The following is a 17229-nucleotide window of genomic DNA, read 5'->3' on the forward strand; positions in this document are numbered from 1 at the left end:
AAATAAGTTAAATGTTATAATAAACAAAAAAGCTATTTATCAGGAGGATAGATAATGGGAAAATATTTTGGTACAGATGGTATTAGAGGTGTTGCCAATTTAGAACTTACACCAGAGCTTGCTTATAAGGTAGGTAGAGCTGGTGCATATGTTTTAAATAAAGAAAATAACCATAAGCCTACAATAATAGTAGGTATGGATACAAGAATATCTGGTGATATGTTAGAAGCAAGCCTTATATCTGGTATGTGTTCTGTTGGTGCTAAAGTTATATCTCTAGGTATTATACCAACTTCAGCTGTTGCTTATCTTGTAAAAAAATATAATGCAGATGCTGGTGTTATGATTAGCGCTAGTCATAATCCCTTTAAAGATAATGGTATAAAATTTTTTAATAATAAAGGATTTAAGCTTAGTGATAATATAGAAGAAGAAATAGAAAATTATATCGATAATAACTATGATAAAATACCTTATGCAATAGGTGAAGATATAGGATATAAAGAAATAAAAGAAGAAGCTATAGAAGATTATGTTGACTTTTTAAAATCTGCTGTAGGTACAACTTTTGATGGAATAAGTGCTACAATAGACTGTGCTAATGGGGCTACATATCAAGTTGCACCAATTCTTTTTGAACAATTAAAAGTTAATACAAATGTTATTTTTAGAGAGCCTAATGGAACAAACATAAATGACAATTGTGGTTCAACACATATGGAAAAACTATGTGAAGAAGTTTTAGCTAATAAATCTAATATAGGTATAGCTTTTGATGGTGATGGAGATAGATGTCTTGTTGTAGATGAAAATGGAAGTATAGTAGATGGAGATGAAATAATGGCTATATGTGGAGCTTATCTTAAAGAAGAAGGTAAGCTTAAAGACAATACTATAGTTGCTACCATTATGAGTAATTTAGGTCTTTTTATAATGGGTGAAAAGAACGATATAAATATTTTAAAAACAAAAGTAGGGGACAGATATGTTTTAGAAGAAATGCTTTTAAAAGGTTTAAATTTTGGTGGAGAACAGTCTGGCCATATTATATATTTAGATTATAACACAACAGGTGATGGTATACTTACAGCTATTAAGCTTTTAGAGGTTATGAAAAAAACAGGAAAGTCATTGTCTGAGCTTAGAACAATTATAAAAGTTTTACCTCAAGCATTAGTTAACGCTAAAGTAGATAACAAAAATAAATATAATTATCTTGAAAATGAAGAAATAAAACAGGCAATAGATAAACTAGAAAAAATGTTTGATGGTAAAGGTCGTGTTTTAATTAGACCTTCTGGTACAGAGCCTTTAGTAAGAGTTATGATAGAAGGAGACGACCAAAAGGTACTAGATGAAGAGGCAAAAAAATTAGCTAAGCTAATAGAAGAAAAATTAGGATAATACATTAAAAAAGTTCGTTTTAAAAAATAAAACGAACTTTTTGTATTAATACAAAAAAGGTAACATATCTTTAAAGCTATCTACTAGACTATTAAAAAATATTTTTAAAGATAAAAATACACTACCAATAGATATACCAGTTAAGATTAAAGAAAGTATTATTACTATAATAGCAATTTTTAAAGAAGCATCTAATATACCATTTTTTACACCATATCTTATAATTTCACCTTGTTCTTTATATTTACAAGTACAATTTTTACAGTTACCATTACATACAGGTAAGTTACCATTTGTTTGATTTGTATTTTCCATATTTATCTCTTCTATTTATATATTGTAAAAATTTTAAATAACTTCAAAACCAAGTATATTTTTCATATAATCTATGGCAAATTTATGACCCTCTAAATTAAAAGAAGCACAAGCATTACTATTTACTTTAAAGTTAATTTTTTTCCCACTATTAACACAAGCATTATAAAGTGATATAGCCGTTTGTAAAACACATATATCTGTAACAACACCACAAATTTCTATATTTTTATAGTTGTTTATTATATTATTTATATCGTTAATTGTAGGACAATAGCCTTTTTTTTCTAAAGTTTTACAATTTTTATATGATAAAATATTTTTTGTTTTGCCAAAAGGCTCATATCCTTTAGTACTTTTTTCACAATGTATATTAAAGCTTTTACTCTCTGGGTGTATATTCCATTCTTGGCTAATATGAGAATCTAATGTAAATATGATATCATCATTATTTTTAATATATATATTAGACAAATTATATATATTATTTTCTATATTTTGAGCTTGAACCCCTGCCGTTAAAAGTCCATCATCTGCAACAAAATCATATTGATAATCTACAATAATTAGTAGATTTTTCATAAAACCACCTCAATATAATTTATTTTTTAATTAAAATTCTTCAAATTCCCCAAACTTTCTAAAACGATTATATCTATCTTCTAAAAGTTTAATTTTATTTATATTTAAAAGGTTATTTACCTCTTTTATAAGTGATTCTTTTAAAATATGTGCCGTATACATAAAGTCCATTTCAACGCCACCATCTACCTCTGGTATAACTTTTTCTATAATACCAAGAGATAAAAGGTCTTTAGCCGTTATTTTCATAAGCTCTGCAGCATCTGGTGCTTTTGTTGCATCTTTCCATAAAATGCTAGCAAATCCTTCTGGCGATAGGATAGAATAAACAGAATTTTCAAGCATCCAAACTTTATCCGCAACACCAAGAGCTAAAGCACCACCGCTACCACCTTCACCTATAACAATAGCAATAATAGGAACTTTTAAATTAGCCATTTCAAAAAGATTTCTAGCTATTGCTTCACCTTGACCACGCTCTTCGGCACCTATGCCACAATATGCACCAGAGGTATTAATAAAAGTGATAATAGGGCGATTAAATTTTTCTGCTTGTTTCATAAGCCTTAAAGCTTTTCTATATCCTTCTGGGTGTGGTGAGCCAAAATTACGTTCTATATTTTCTTCTATTGTAGACCCTTTTTGTATACCAACAACAGTAACTGGTTGATGGTCTAAAAGAGCTATACCACCTATAACGGCCTTATCATCTTTATATGCTCTATCACCGTGTAGCTCTATAAAGTTTGTAAATATATAGTCTATATATTCTTTAGCATTTGGTCTAGTTACTCTTCTTGCTAACTTTACTGTTTCAAAAGCAGTTGACATTTTAGCCCCTCCTTATAATAAATTTATTTTTTGTGTATTTTTAGTATAGTAGATAAAGTCTTTTTAAGATTTTGTCTTTCTACTATTGCATCTACAAATCCGTGTTCTAACAAAAATTCTGCTCTTTGAAATCCTTCTGGTAATTTTTGTTTTATAGTTTGCTCTATAACTCGAGGGCCGGCAAATCCTATAAGAGTGTTAGGTTCTGCAAGTATGATGTCTCCAAGCATAGCAAAACTAGCCGTAACACCACCTGTTGTAGGGTCTGTTAAAACTGTTACGTATAAAAGTCCTGCCTCAGAGTGTTTAGAGGCGGCACAACTAACTTTTGCCATTTGCATTAAAGATACTATACCTTCTTGCATTCTAGCTCCACCAGAGGCCGTAAATATTATTATAGGTAATTTATTTTCTGTTGCATATTCAAAGGCTCTTGTTATTTTTTCACCTACAACAGACCCCATACTACCCATTATAAAGTTAGCATCCATTACACATAAAACACAGTCTTTACCATATATTTGGCATTTTCCAGTAACAACTGCATCATTTAGCCCAGTTTTTTCTTTTAAATCTTCTATTTTTTCGTTATAGTTTGGATAATTTAGAGGATTTTTAGCTTTCATATCTTTATCAAATTCTACAAATATATTTTTATCTGCAATAGTTTTTATTCTATCTCTAGCCGATAACCTAAAATAAAAGTTACATTCTGGACAAATATTATATATCCCAATTTCTTTATGGTATATAGTAGTACCACAACCACTGCATTTTACACATAATCCTGTTGGTACCTCTGGTTTAGTAAAAAGCTTTTGTTTATTTGTTTTTTTATTTAAATTATTAGGACTTTTTTTATTTTTAAATAAATCCATTTACATCTCCCTTTCAAAAGCTATTTTAAAATTTTATTAGCTATAAATGAAGTATCAAAATTACCTTTTAAATAATCTTCATTGTCTAAAAGCTCCATATGAAAATCTATGTTAGTTTTAATACCTTCTATAACAAATTCGTTTAAAGCTCTTTTCATTTTTTGTATAGCTTCTTCTCTTGTTTTGCCTTTTGTTATAACTTTAGCTATCATAGAATCATAAAAAGTAGGTATAGTGTATCCTGCATATACCGCAGAATCAACCCTAAGCCCATTACAACCACTAGGTAAGAAAAGGTAATCTATTTTACCAGGAGAAGGTGCAAAATTATTATAAGGGTCTTCTGCATTTATCCTACATTCTATACTATGTCCATTAAAAGTTACATTATCTTGAGTATATTTAAGTTTTTTACCATAAGCTATTCTTATTTGTTCTTTTACTATATCTATATCTGTTATCATTTCAGTAACAGGGTGTTCTACTTGTATACGTGTGTTCATTTCCATAAAATAAAATTTATTATCTTTTCCATATAAAAATTCTATTGTACCAGCATTTTTATAGTTAGAGGCTTTAACGGCACGTAAAGCAGCTTCGCCCATAGCTTTTCTTGTTTTTTCATCAAGGGCTACAGATGGAGCTTCTTCTAATACTTTTTGGTTTCTTCTTTGTAAAGAGCAATCACGTTCACCTAAATGGATAGCATTACCGTGTTCGTCGGCTAATACTTGTATTTCTATATGTCTAGCATTTTCTATTACTTTTTCCATATAGATACTATCATCACCAAAAGCAACTTTTGCCTCACTTTTTGCTGAGTTGTAAGCTTCTTCTAAATCTTTTTCTTCTCTAACAATTCTTATACCACGGCCACCACCACCGGCAGAGGCTTTTATCATAACAGGATAGCCAAAATCTTTAGCAAGAGCTTTAGCTTTTTCAAAATCTTCTACGATACCATCACTACCTGGAGTAACAGGTACACCGGCTTCTATCATTAATTTTCTAGCGTTAGCTTTATTTCCCATAAGGTCAATAGTTTTAGCATCTGGACCTATAAATTTAATGTTACATTCTTTACACATATCGGCAAATTTTGAATTTTCAGATAAAAATCCAAATCCAGGGTGTATAGCATTAGCACCAGTAAGACAAGCAGCACTAATAATATTATTCATATTAAGGTAGCTAGTAGCACTTTTGTTGCCACCTATACAAATTGCTTCATCAGCTAGTTGAGTATGTAAAGCATTTTTATCTGCCTCAGAATATACGGCAACAGTAGATATACCAAGCTCTCTACAAGCTTTAATGATTCTAACGGCTATTTCTCCACGATTTGCTATTAATATTTTATTAAACATAAATTCACCTCTATCCAATCATAAAAGTAAACTCTGCTTCGGCTACTTTTTTATCACCAACATATGCAATGCCTTTGCCAATACCGGCAACTTTTTTTAGCTTTAAAAGCTCAACCTCTAGCCTTAAAGTATCTCCAGGCACTACTTTATCTCTAAATTTTGCATTATTTATAGCGCCAAAGTATGCAATTTTACCTTTATATTCGTCCATAGATAAAATAGCACAAGCACCGGCTTGAGCCATAGCTTCTATTATTAATACCCCAGGCATAACAGGTTCAACAGGAAAATGACCTTGAAAAAACTGTTCATTCATTGTTACATTTTTTATAGCTACTATTTTTTTACCTTCTTCTATTTCAACTACTTTATCTATTAAAAGAAAAGGGTATCTATGAGGTATAATTTCCATTATTTCTTTAATATTCATAATAATCTCCTTATATATTAATAAAATTTAAAAATATTTTTTGAGTTACAAATTTTACCATATAAATATTGTTATGGTAAAAAGGTAGGTTTAAAAAAAGACTAAATCTTTGTTAAAACCTACCTTTATATATACAAATTAAAGTTTAGTATATTATTTAAATAACTTTTATTATTTTAGTTATATTTAAATTTTTAGTATATTTATATTAAGACTAATAATTATACTATTCTAAATAAAGGTTGGTTATATTCAACCATAGCTTCATTTTCAACCATTATTTCAACTATTTCACCATCATATTGACTTTTTATCTCGTTCATAACTTTCATAGCCTCAATAATACATAAAACATCACCTTTTTTTACCTTGTCGCCAACTTTTACATAGGCAGGTTTAGTAGGGGAGCTACTAGAATAAAATGTACCTACAATAGGGCTAGTTATAACATTACCTTCTTTTATTTCTTGTTTTGCCTCTGGTATAATTGTTATAGGTTCAGAGATATTTTCTGCAATATTATTTATAGTAGGTAATTGAGTATTATTAGGTTGTTCGCTAATATTTATATTTTGTGTAGTAGGTTGACTATTATATTTGTTCATTCTAAGGTAAAAACCTTCATTTAGCTTAAGCTCAAAGTCCATAAGGTTAGAATTGTCTAGACTTTGCATAAGATCTTTAATTTTTTCAAAATCCATTTTAATTAGTCCTCCCATTTTTTAAGACATAACACGGCATTATGTCCACCAAATCCAAGTGTATTAGATAAAGCATATTTCATCTCACGAGCTTTACCAACATTTGGTGTATAGTCTAAATCACACTCTTCATCTTTAACTTTATAGCCTATTGTTGGAGGTACAAAGTTATTTTCTAATGCTAATATAGATGCTATTGCCTCAACAGCACCAGTTGCACCTAAAAGATGACCAGTCATAGATTTTGTAGAGCTAATAGAAACATTGTAGGCGTTTTCTTTAAGCGCTGTTTTTATAGCTTTTGTTTCGCCCACATCATTTGCAGGAGTGCTAGTTCCGTGAGCATTTATGTATGTAATATCGTTAGGGTTTACATTGCCTTCTTCCATAGCTTTAATCATAGCACGAGCAGCACCATCACCATCTTCACAAGGAGCAGTCATATGATAAGCATCACAAGTAGCACCGTATCCAACAATTTCTGCTAATATTTTAGCACCACGAGCTTTAGCATGTTCTAATTCTTCTAAAACAAGAACACCAGCACCTTCGCCCATAACAAAGCCATTTCTTTCTTTATCAAAAGGTATAGAAGCTCTGTCCACATCTTCTGAAGTAGATAATGCTTTTAATGCCGCAAATCCACCAATACCAGCTTTTGTAATTGTACTTTCTGTACCACCGGCAAGAATAACATCTTCATAGCCAAATTTTATATTTCTATAAGCCATACCAATACAACTTGTACTAGTAGCACAAGCAGTTACAACTGTTTCGCAAGAGCTTTTAGCACCAAAACGTATAGCTACGTGGCCAGATGCTATATTTGATATAACACTTGGGATAAATAAAGGAGCAAGTCTTGAAGGACCTTTGTCTACCATTTTTATCATTTGGTCTTCAATCATACCAATACCGCCCATACCAGAGCCTATTATTGTACCAAATCTATAAGGGTCTATTTTATCTAAATCAAGTCCACTATTATCCACTGCCTCTTGAGCTGCATATAAAGCATATATACTAAATTGTTCTAATCTTCTTATTTCTTTTTTATCTAAAACTTTTTCAGGCTCAAAATTTTTAAGTTCTGCAGCAATTTTTACTTTAGAATCTGATGTATCAAAATGAGTTATAGGAGCTATACCGTGTTTTCCGTTTTTTATACTCTCCCAAAATTCATTTACATTGTTACCAACAGGAGTTACTACGCCCATACCTGTTACAACTACTCTTCTTTCCATATTAACCTCCTTAGGCCATTACCATACCGCCATCTACGGTAACTACTTGACCTGTTATATATTTATTTTTAGCTAAAAATATTGCCGTACTAGCTATTTCATCTGTTGTACCAAATCTTTTTAAAGGTATTGTGTTAAGTACATTTTCTTTTATAGTATCAGATAAAACATCTGTCATATCTGTTGTTATAAACCCAGGAGCAATAGCATTACAAGTGATACCACGAGATGCAAGCTCTCTAGCAGTAGAGAAAGTCATACCTATCATACCTGCTTTACTAGCAGAATAATTTACTTGACCAATATTACCAGTAAGCCCTACAACACTACTCATATTTATAATAGTTCCACTTTTTTGCTTAAGCATTATTTTGCTAGTGTGTTTTATCATATTAAAAGCACCTTTAAGGTTTGTGTTTATAACTGTATCAAAATCTTCTTCAGACATTTTTAAAAGAAGATTATCTTTAGTAATACCTGCATTATTTACTAAAACATCAATAGTTTTAAACTCTTCTACAGCTTTATCTACTAATTGTTTTGCTTGTTCAAAATTGCCTATATCGGCTTGAACAGTTAAGCATTTTACACCTAAGCTTTCTATTTCTTTAACTACTTCTTCTGGATTTGTGCTTCTATAGTTTAAAACTATATTTGCTCCTTCTTTAGCAAAAGCTATTGCTATTGCTTTTCCGATACCTTTAGCACCACCTGTAACAATTACTGTTTTTTCTTTTAACATTATTCTATACCTATTCCTTTACAAGTTTTTTCTAAGCTAGATAAGTCTTCTACATTGTAAACATTAACTTCTTTACTAACTTTTTTAACAAAAGATGATAATGTTTTACCTGGTCCTAGCTCTATAAAAGTATCTACACCAAGATTAATAAGATTTTTTATAGTTTGTTCCCATTTAACAGGGCTCATTACTTGTTGTATTAAAGTATCTTTTATATTTTCTATTTTTTCACCAGTTAGATTTGTAAAAACATCTATACTAGGTGTATTTATACTAATATTTTCAAGTTCAGTTGCTAATTTATCACTAGCAGGTTTTAATAAAGAAGTGTGGAAAGGTCCGCTTACGTTAAGTCTTATTACCTTTTTTATACCTTTTTCTTTAAGTATTATTTCTGCTCGTTCTATTGCAGGTGTATGCCCTGCTATAACTATTTGGCCAGGAGCGTTATAGTTTGCAATCATAGCAAGTTCTGTATCTGTAGAGGCTTCTTTTAAAGCTTCATTTATAATATTTTCATCAGCGTTCATAACGGCAGACATAGCTCCAACACCAACAGGAACGGCTTCTGTCATATATTTTCCTCTTTTTCTAACTAGAGCTACACCTTCTTTAAAGCTTATAGCACCACTAGCACAAAGAGCAGAATATTCTCCAAGGCTAAGACCAGCCATATAATCTGCTTTTACACCTTTTTCTTCCATAAGTTTAAAAATAGCATAACTTGTCGTTAATATAGCAGGTTGAGTATACTCTGTTTGATTAAGTTTTTCATCTTCATTAAAACATATATCTGTTATATTAAAGCCTAAAGCATTGTTTGCATCTTCAAATACTTGTTTGCATACAGAAAAATTATCATAAAGCTCTTTACCCATACCGTTATATTGAGCACCTTGTCCGCTAAATATAAAACATATTTTCATATTATTTCTCCTATATAACTAATAATTATTTATTGCCCATTAAAGCATCAAATTCGCTAACAAGTTCTTGTATAATTTCGTGGCTACTTTGCCTTTTAGATACCATACCAGCAATTTGACCTGCCATAACAGAACCATTTTCTACATCACCATCTTTAACAGCTTTTTGTAAAGCACCAGAACCTAATTTTTCAATTCTTTCTATGTCTGGTGTATCTTTTTTTAGCTCTTCTTTTTCTACTGTATCATAAAGTCTAGCTAGTTTATTTCTTAAAACACGAACAGGATGTCCTGTTATTTGACCTGTAATAACTGTATCTATATCTTTAGCTTTTGCTACCTTTTCTTTATAGTTTTCGTGTATATTACATTCGTTTGATAATAAAAATCTTGTACCAACTTGAACACCTTCTGCACCAAGCATAAAAGCTGCCGCACAACCTCTACCATCTGCTATACCACCTGCGGCTATAACAGGGATATTAACAGCATCTACTACTTGTGGAACAAGAGCCATAGTAGTAAGTTTGCCTATATGTCCACCAGCTTCCATACCTTCAGCAACAACAGCTTTTGCACCTATTTTCTCCATTTTTTGAGCAAGAGCAACAGATGGGATAACAGGTATTACTGCAATATTATGTTCGTTAAATAAGTCCATATATTTAGCAGGATTACCAGCACCAGTTGTTACTACTTTAACGCCTTCTTCACATACAACTTTTACCACTTCTTCTGCAAAAGGAGATAAAAGCATAATATTTACGGCAAAAGGTTTGTCTGTTAATGCTTTTGCTTTTTTTATTTCTTCTCTTACAACTTCTCCTGGAGCATTGCCACCAGCAATTATTCCAAGCCCACCAGCATTAGATACACTAGCAGCAAGCTCTCCATCAGATATCCAAGCCATAGCACCTTGAAAAATAGGATATTTTATACCTAATATATCACATAAATTTGATTTCATATTTATCACCATTTTAACCTTTAGTTTTAATTTTTATTATTTTATACTTTAATGAAAATATTTATATAATATTATAGCTAATATGCTACCTAAAGCCATACCAACCATAATAAAGACTAACAATTTTATTTTATCATTATCTTTCATAATATACCTATATTTGAATTAGCATAGAAGCCCAAGTAAGACCAGCACCAAAACCTGTTATTATTATTTTATCACCTTTTTGTAGTAAATTATTTTTTGACATTTCTGCTAAGGCTATTGAGATACTAGCAGCTGAGGTGTTGCCATAGTTTTGTAGATTTAAATAAAATTTATCTAAATTTACATTTAATTTTTTTGCTACAACCTCAACAATACGTAAATTAGCCTGATGAGGAACGATATACTTTATATCGTCTAATGTAATATTAGCTTTTTCTAAAACTTGGTTTATACTTTTTGGCACAGTCTTTGTAGCAAAATTAAATACATCTCTACCATTCATTTGAAGATAAAAAGAATTTTCTTCCTTATTTTCTGTAAAAGGATTGTTTAAATTTAATTTACCACCAGTTATAGCCTGCCAAGACATACCATCTGCTTTTAAATCTTCTGCTAAAATACTATTATAGTCGTTATTAGATGTTAATAAAACTCCACCAGCACCATCTCCAAATAATACACAAGTGCCTCTATCGGTCCAATCTATTATTTTTGATAAAGTTTCTGAACCTATAACAAGAGCATTTTTATATAGTCCAGATTTTAAAAATTTATCGGCAATAGATAAAGCGTATACAAAGCCAGAGCAAGCTACATTTATATCAAAAGCTAAAGCATTTTTAGCACCTATTGCACCTTGAACTATACAAGCTGTAGAAGGTGTTAAATAGTCTGGTGTGATAGTTGCTACAATAACTATGTCTATATCTTCTGGTGAAATGTTATTTTTTTCTATTAATTTTTTACCTACGTTTATTGCAAAATCTGAGGTGTTTTCTTTTGTAGATATATGTCTTTTTGATATACCTGTTCGTGTATATATCCATTCATCAGACGTTTCTACAATGTTTGAAAGCTGGTCATTTGTTATAATATTTTCTGGTAGATAGCTTTCAAACCCAATTATTTTTGAACTAAACATATATTTCTCCTTTTAAATATTTATATATTGTTTATGTAATATTTGGCTAACTCTATTTAAAGCACCATTAAAAATTTCTCTTTCTTGGTTAGAAAGGTCTATAACTATTGTTTTCATAATATTTTCTTTAAATTTTTTGTGTAGTTTAAAAAGTTTTTTGCCTTTTTCTGTGAGTATAACATTTACAACTCTTTTATCATTAATACATTTTTCTCTTATAACATATCCTTTTTTTTCAAGGTTTGTTATAGAAACAGTTAAAGTACCAACAGTTATATCAAGAGTTTTAGCTATATAGCCCATATTTTTTGTCTTATTTATACCTATTGCTTCTATAGTCCTTACCTCTTTAGAAGACACGTCTTTATATTTATGATTTTTTAAAAAGGATTCTTCTAGCTTTATTATATCATAAAAAACACTAGATATAAGACCGCTAATAGTATCTAAAGTTTTTTTCATAATATAGCCTCCGTATATATAAAGATTAAAAAATCTTTTGATAATCAAAGTATATTATTAGTTTATAAAAACGTCAAGTATTTTTAGTCTATTTTTTTATATATTTTCTTTAAAATTTTGTTAAAATCTGTTTTTATTTTATAATTTATATGTTAAAATATATAAAAAGAAAATATATATAAGAGGATAAAATATGGAAAAAATAAAGCTTTATGCAAGGGCAAAGATAAACCCTATTTTAGATGTTGTAGGAAAATTAGAAAATGGATACCATAGCTTACAAATGGTTATGCAAACTATAAATTTAATAGATACTATTTATATTAGAAAAACTTTTAATAATAACATAAACCTAGAAACAAATATTTACTGGTTACCAACAGATGAAAAAAATTTAGTATATAAAGTAGCTGAATATCTAAAAAATGAATATAACATTAAGTATGGCATAGATATAAAGCTTATAAAAAAAATACCAATATGTGCAGGGCTTGCAGGTGGTAGTACAGACTGTGCAGCAACATTAATAGGTATAAGAAATTTATTTAATTTACCAATATCTAACAAAGAACTATTAAAGATAGGACAAGATTTTGGAGCAGATGTACCTTTTTGTATAAAAAGAGGAACTTATTTAGCTGAGGGTATAGGTGAAAAATTAACACCTTTAAAACCTTTTCCACATTGCCATATATTAATAGCAAAGCCTCATGTTAGCATATCTACAGCTTCTATTTTTCAAAGTATGGATTTAGCTAATATCAATAACCGACCAGATATAGAAAAATTTATTTATTATTTAAATAAACAAGATTTAGAGGGTATTAGTAAAAATTTATGTAACGTTTTAGAAGAAGTTTCTATAAAAAAATATCCTATTATAGCCGATATAAAAGAGAATATGATAAAAAATGGGGCTTTAGGTAGTCTTATGAGTGGTAGTGGGTCGGCAGTTTTTGGTATATTTAAAGATAAAAGACAAGCTATTATAGCTAAAAGAAGTTTAGAAAAAACTATGAGGATAAGAGAAGTATTTGTAACTAGACCTTTTAATTTTAATATATAAATTTGATATTAATAAAATACAAAATAAAAAATTAATATAATGAAGATAGATATATTAAAATATTTACAAGTATGATAGTTTTAAATATAATATAAAAAGACTTTTAAGGAGGCTCTATGCAACTAAACTTAAAAAAAATAGTGTATTTAATATGTACTGTATTAGTTGTAATATTTATATTTTATAACTCTATGCAAAATGGAACAAGCTCATCTAATGCTAGTGCAATTGTTTTAAATTTTATAAACGATATAATAGCTAACATAGGGTTAGATTTTAAACTAGAAGGATATTTTATAAGAAAATTAGCACATTTTGTTGAGTTTTTTATATTTGGATTTTTTATTATGCTTACTTTTGAAGCATTTACAAATAAAATATTTAGCATAATAGGATTTCCTCTATTTTTTGCTATATTTATACCTGTTATAGATGAGTATATACAAATATATTCTAATGGTAGGTCATCTTCTGTAAAAGATGTTTTACTAGATTTTTTTGGAGCTACAGTGGGGATAAGTATAGTATGTGTTTATTTTACAATTAAAAATAAATATATTAAAAAAATATAAATTAATATATTAAAAAGCTTAATATTTATAATTTTTATTTAAAGTTTATGGTTAGGAGATACAAAAATGGAAGAATTATTAAATAAGCTAAACCCTATGCAAAAAGAGGCCGTTTTAACAACAGAAGGAGCTTTGTTGCTTTTGGCAGGAGCAGGGTCTGGTAAAACAAGAGTGTTAACGCATAGGATAGCATATCTTATTGAAAAGGGTATAAGACCATTTAATATACTTGCTATTACTTTTACAAATAAAGCGGCGAAAGAAATGAGAGAAAGAGTTTCTTCTATTTGTCAAGAAGGAAACCAAGTTTTAGTATCTACATTTCATTCTTTGTGTGTTCGTATATTAAGAGTAGAGATAGAAAAATTAGGATATACAAATAAATTTACTATATATGATGCAGATGATGCAGAACGTCTTATAAAAGAAATAATGAAAGAATATAAGATAAATGATGAAAAATTAAGCCCAAAGACTGTTTTAAATACTATAGGAAGACAAAAAGATAAGCTTATAACAGCTACAATTTATTCTCAAAATGTGGGTTCAGATTTTAGGAAAAAAAATATATCTGATATATATTTAGAATATGAAAAACTATTAAAAATTAACAATGCATTAGATTTTGATGACCTTATTTTTAAAACAGTTCAACTTTTTGCAAATCATATAGACGTTTTAGAAAAATATCAAGAGCGTTTTAAATATATTATGGTAGATGAATATCAAGATACAAGCACTAGCCAATATACATTAATAAAAATGCTATCTAATAAATATAAAAATATTTGTGTTGTAGGAGATGATGACCAAAGCATATATGGTTGGCGTGGAGCAGATATAAATAACATATTAGATTTTGAAAAAGATTTTAAAGATACAAAAGTTATAAAGTTAGAGCAAAATTATCGCTCAACAAAAACTATATTAGATGCAGCAAATTATGTTATAAAAAATAACTTTGGAAGAAAAGAAAAGAGATTATGGACAGAAAATGAACAAGGTGGACTTATTAGCTATGAAAAATGTGATTCAGATAGAAAAGAGGCTGTTTTTGTAGCTAATGAAATTTTAAATAAAATAAAAGAAGGTTACAGCTACAAAGATTTTGCTATATTGTACAGAGCTAATAATTTATCTAGGGTAATAGAAGAACAGTTAGTATTTTTATCTATACCATATAAGCTATATGGAGGAATAAATTTTTATGGTAGAAGAGAGATAAAAGATATTATAAGTTATTTAAAAATATTAGAAAACCCTAGTGACGAAATATCATTAAAAAGAATAATAAATGTACCTAAAAGAGGTATAGGAGATACCAGTGTTTCAAAAATTAGTGAATATGCTAATAAAAATAATATAACTTTTTTTGAAGCTTTATCTAAAGCAGACGAAATAACAGAGTTGGGAAGAAAAACTAAAACTATAATAGATTTTTATAACCTTATATTAGATTTTATTGAAAAAAGTGAAGAAGTAGCAGTAACAAATTTAATAAAATATATTTTAGATAAAACAGGATATATTGAAGAACTTGAAAAAGAAGGTACAGACGAAGCACAAGGAAGAATATCAAATTTAGAAGAATTTATTAATAAAGCAGTAGAGTATGAAAATAATGAAGACGAAGAAAAATCTCTTACAAGATTTTTAGAAGAAATATCTTTAGTAGCAGATATAGATTCTATGGAAGACGAAGAAGATGTGGTTACATTAATGACTTTACATAGCTCTAAGGGATTAGAGTTTCCTATTGTATTTATTGTAGGATTTGAAGATGGAATTTTTCCGTCATATCGTGCTTTAATGAGCGAAGATGCATCTGCTGTAGAAGAAGAAAGAAGGCTTTTATATGTAGGTATAACAAGGGCAAAAAACAAGCTCTATATAACAAATGCTAAATCTAGACTAAAGCAAGGAAGATATGAAGGGTCTATTACATCATCATTTTTTAAAGAGTTACCTAAAAATTTAATACATATTAAAGAAAAGGTAGAAAAAACACCAACAATTTCATTTAATACAGAAGAAAATAATGGAAAATATAGACCAAAACCAACATATAAGCCTAATCCTTTAGCATATCTAAAAAAAGAAATGCCAACACCTAAAAATATATCTTTAGATTTTGAAATAGGTGATAAAGTTAGACACTTTAAGTTTGGACAAGGTACTGTTTTAAAAATAGACCCAGCAGGAGCCGATTATGAAGTTACTATAAATTTTGATAACTTTGGAGAAAAGAAATTAATGGCAAATTTATCTAAGCTTAAAAAAGCATAGCAAAAATTGTAACCAAAATATATAACCATTCATAGTATAAAATATGAATTTTTGGAGGGTTATATATGGGAAAATATATAATACAAGGCAAAAATAAATTAAACGGACAAATTTTTGTAAATGGAGCTAAAAATGCTGTTTTGCCTATACTTGCATCAACAGTTTTAAACGGTGGCATATCTATTTTAAAAAATGTACCAATGCTTTTAGATACATTTGTAGCTATAGATATATTAAAAGACTTAGGTTGTGAAGTTAGCTATGGAGAAAATACAGTAATTGTAAATTCCAAAAATATGGATAAAACAAATGTTAAAGAAGATTTAGTAAAAAAAATGCGTTCATCTATAATATTTTTAGGAGCTATAATAGCTAGGTTTAAAGAGGCTAGTATATGTTATCCAGGTGGGTGTAACCTTGGAAAAAGACCAATAGATTTTCATTTGACGGCTTTTAAAAAAATGGGTATAAATATAGAAGATGATAGTAATATTATAAAAGCAAGTGTTAATGAAATAAAACCTATAATTATAGAATTACCTTTTGCAAGTGTTGGAGCTACTCAAAACATTATTCTTGCATCTATTTTTGTTAAAGGAAGCGTTATTATAAAAAATTGTGCCAAAGAACCAGAAATAATAGATATGGTAAAATTTTTAAGAAAAATGGGTGCTAATATATTTGGAGAAGGAACAGAAACGATAACTATAACAGGAGTAGAAAAATTAAATAATATTGTGGAATATACTATAATGCCAGATAGAATAGAGGCAGGAACTTTTTTATGTATGACAGCAATAACTAATGGTCATACAGAAATAAAAGGAATAAATCCTAATTATTTAAAATCTTTAACTGAGATTTTAGAAAAAACTGGTTGTAACATAATAGAAACTAATAATTCTATAAAAATAAAAGGAACAAAAAATTTAAAATCTATAGACTTTTTAGAAACAAAACCTTATCCATATTTTCCAACAGATTTACAACCACAACTTATGAGTGTTTTATCAGTTGCTCAAGGCATAAGTGTTATAAAAGAAAATATATTTGAAGCAAGAAATAAACATATAAAAGAACTTAATAAGCTAGGAGCTAATATTGCAGAAGATAATGACACTTTTATTATAAATGGAGTAGATACTTTAGAAGGGAAAACTGTCTTTGCAAAAGATTTAAGAGGAGGAGCATCTCTTATATTAGCAGGGCTTTTTGCAAATGGTAAAACCACTGTAGAAGGGGCTTGTTATATAAATAGGGGATATGAAAATATAGATAAAAAACTAAATATTTTAGGTGCGGATATAAAATATATAGAAGATTAGGT

18 protein-coding genes are annotated in these 17229 nt (G+C 28.9%); 5 read left to right on the forward strand and 13 right to left on the reverse strand.

Annotation, left to right across the window (positions count from 1 at the left end; translation table 11 throughout):
- The first annotated feature begins 54 nt into the window (after positions 1-54).
- Positions 55-1404 carry a phosphoglucosamine mutase gene (gene glmM / locus NBW53_RS01195; protein WP_250278305.1) on the forward strand — a complete coding sequence of 450 codons (1350 nt, stop codon included), beginning with the start codon at positions 55-57 and terminating at the stop codon, positions 1402-1404.
- 45 nt (positions 1405-1449) lie between these two features.
- On the opposite strand, the gene NBW53_RS01200 is transcribed toward glmM, so the two are convergent.
- From NBW53_RS01200 to NBW53_RS01260, 13 genes are all read right to left on the reverse strand, one after another.
- Positions 1450-1719, reverse strand: a complete 270-nt coding sequence (locus NBW53_RS01200; RefSeq protein ID WP_250278306.1) for a hypothetical protein — start codon at positions 1717-1719, stop codon at positions 1450-1452.
- Between the two features lie 33 nt (positions 1720-1752).
- Positions 1753-2301 (reverse strand): isochorismatase family protein, encoded by a 549-nt coding sequence (locus tag NBW53_RS01205; protein WP_250278307.1) that lies wholly within the window; start codon positions 2299-2301, stop codon positions 1753-1755.
- Between the two features lie 30 nt (positions 2302-2331).
- Positions 2332-3132 (reverse strand): acetyl-CoA carboxylase carboxyltransferase subunit alpha, encoded by an 801-nt coding sequence (locus tag NBW53_RS01210; RefSeq protein WP_250278308.1) that lies wholly within the window; start codon positions 3130-3132, stop codon positions 2332-2334.
- Positions 3133-3155: 23 nt separating this feature from the next.
- Positions 3156-4010 (reverse strand): acetyl-CoA carboxylase, carboxyltransferase subunit beta, encoded by an 855-nt coding sequence (gene accD / locus NBW53_RS01215; RefSeq protein ID WP_250278309.1) that lies wholly within the window; start codon positions 4008-4010, stop codon positions 3156-3158.
- Between the two features lie 20 nt (positions 4011-4030).
- Positions 4031-5377 carry an acetyl-CoA carboxylase biotin carboxylase subunit gene (locus NBW53_RS01220; RefSeq protein WP_250278310.1) on the reverse strand — a complete coding sequence of 449 codons (1347 nt, stop codon included), beginning with the start codon at positions 5375-5377 and terminating at the stop codon, positions 4031-4033.
- A gap of 10 nt (positions 5378-5387) precedes the next feature.
- Positions 5388-5813 carry a 3-hydroxyacyl-ACP dehydratase FabZ gene (gene fabZ, locus NBW53_RS01225; protein ID WP_334302891.1) on the reverse strand — a complete coding sequence of 142 codons (426 nt, stop codon included), beginning with the start codon at positions 5811-5813 and terminating at the stop codon, positions 5388-5390.
- A 215-nt stretch (positions 5814-6028) separates the two neighbouring features.
- A complete protein-coding gene (gene accB / locus NBW53_RS01230; RefSeq protein WP_250278312.1) occupies positions 6029-6508 on the reverse strand; it encodes an acetyl-CoA carboxylase biotin carboxyl carrier protein in 480 nt (159 codons plus the stop codon).
- 5 nt (positions 6509-6513) lie between these two features.
- On the reverse strand, positions 6514-7752 hold the full coding sequence (gene fabF, locus NBW53_RS01235; protein WP_250278313.1) for a beta-ketoacyl-ACP synthase II: 1239 nt from the start codon (positions 7750-7752) through the stop codon (positions 6514-6516).
- Positions 7753-7762: 10 nt separating this feature from the next.
- On the reverse strand, positions 7763-8494 hold the full coding sequence (gene fabG, locus NBW53_RS01240; protein ID WP_250278315.1) for a 3-oxoacyl-[acyl-carrier-protein] reductase: 732 nt from the start codon (positions 8492-8494) through the stop codon (positions 7763-7765).
- Entirely contained in the window at positions 8494-9420 is a 927-nt protein-coding gene (gene fabD, locus NBW53_RS01245; protein ID WP_250278316.1) for an ACP S-malonyltransferase, read from the reverse strand. The genes fabG and fabD overlap by 1 nt, the downstream gene beginning before the upstream one ends.
- A gap of 25 nt (positions 9421-9445) precedes the next feature.
- On the reverse strand, positions 9446-10387 hold the full coding sequence (gene fabK / locus NBW53_RS01250; RefSeq protein WP_250278317.1) for an enoyl-[acyl-carrier-protein] reductase FabK: 942 nt from the start codon (positions 10385-10387) through the stop codon (positions 9446-9448).
- Positions 10388-10541: 154 nt separating this feature from the next.
- Positions 10542-11516 (reverse strand): beta-ketoacyl-ACP synthase III, encoded by a 975-nt coding sequence (locus NBW53_RS01255; RefSeq protein WP_250278318.1) that lies wholly within the window; start codon positions 11514-11516, stop codon positions 10542-10544.
- 12 nt (positions 11517-11528) lie between these two features.
- Positions 11529-11978: a MarR family winged helix-turn-helix transcriptional regulator gene (locus NBW53_RS01260; RefSeq protein WP_250278320.1), complete on the reverse strand. Its 450-nt coding sequence runs from the start codon at positions 11976-11978 to the stop codon at positions 11529-11531.
- Positions 11979-12171: 193 nt separating this feature from the next.
- Between NBW53_RS01260 and ispE the strand changes: the two genes are divergently transcribed.
- From ispE to murA, 4 genes are all read left to right on the forward strand, one after another.
- Positions 12172-13044 carry a 4-(cytidine 5'-diphospho)-2-C-methyl-D-erythritol kinase gene (gene ispE / locus NBW53_RS01265; RefSeq protein WP_250278321.1) on the forward strand — a complete coding sequence of 291 codons (873 nt, stop codon included), beginning with the start codon at positions 12172-12174 and terminating at the stop codon, positions 13042-13044.
- Between the two features lie 116 nt (positions 13045-13160).
- Complete coding sequence (locus NBW53_RS01270) at positions 13161-13616, forward strand: VanZ family protein (RefSeq protein ID WP_250278322.1); 456 nt, start codon at positions 13161-13163, stop codon at positions 13614-13616.
- A 66-nt stretch (positions 13617-13682) separates the two neighbouring features.
- A complete protein-coding gene (locus tag NBW53_RS01275; protein ID WP_250278323.1) occupies positions 13683-15902 on the forward strand; it encodes an ATP-dependent helicase in 2220 nt (739 codons plus the stop codon).
- Positions 15903-15967: 65 nt separating this feature from the next.
- The gene (gene murA, locus NBW53_RS01280) at positions 15968-17227 is read left to right on the forward strand and encodes a UDP-N-acetylglucosamine 1-carboxyvinyltransferase (RefSeq protein WP_250278324.1); all 1260 of its coding nucleotides are present in this window, start codon (positions 15968-15970) and stop codon (positions 17225-17227) included.
- The last annotated feature ends 2 nt before the right edge of the window (positions 17228-17229 follow it).

It is taken from the genome of [Clostridium] colinum (assembly GCF_940677205.1).
GTDB classification, from domain to species: domain Bacteria; phylum Bacillota; class Clostridia; order Lachnospirales; family CAG-274; genus Tyzzerella; species Tyzzerella colina.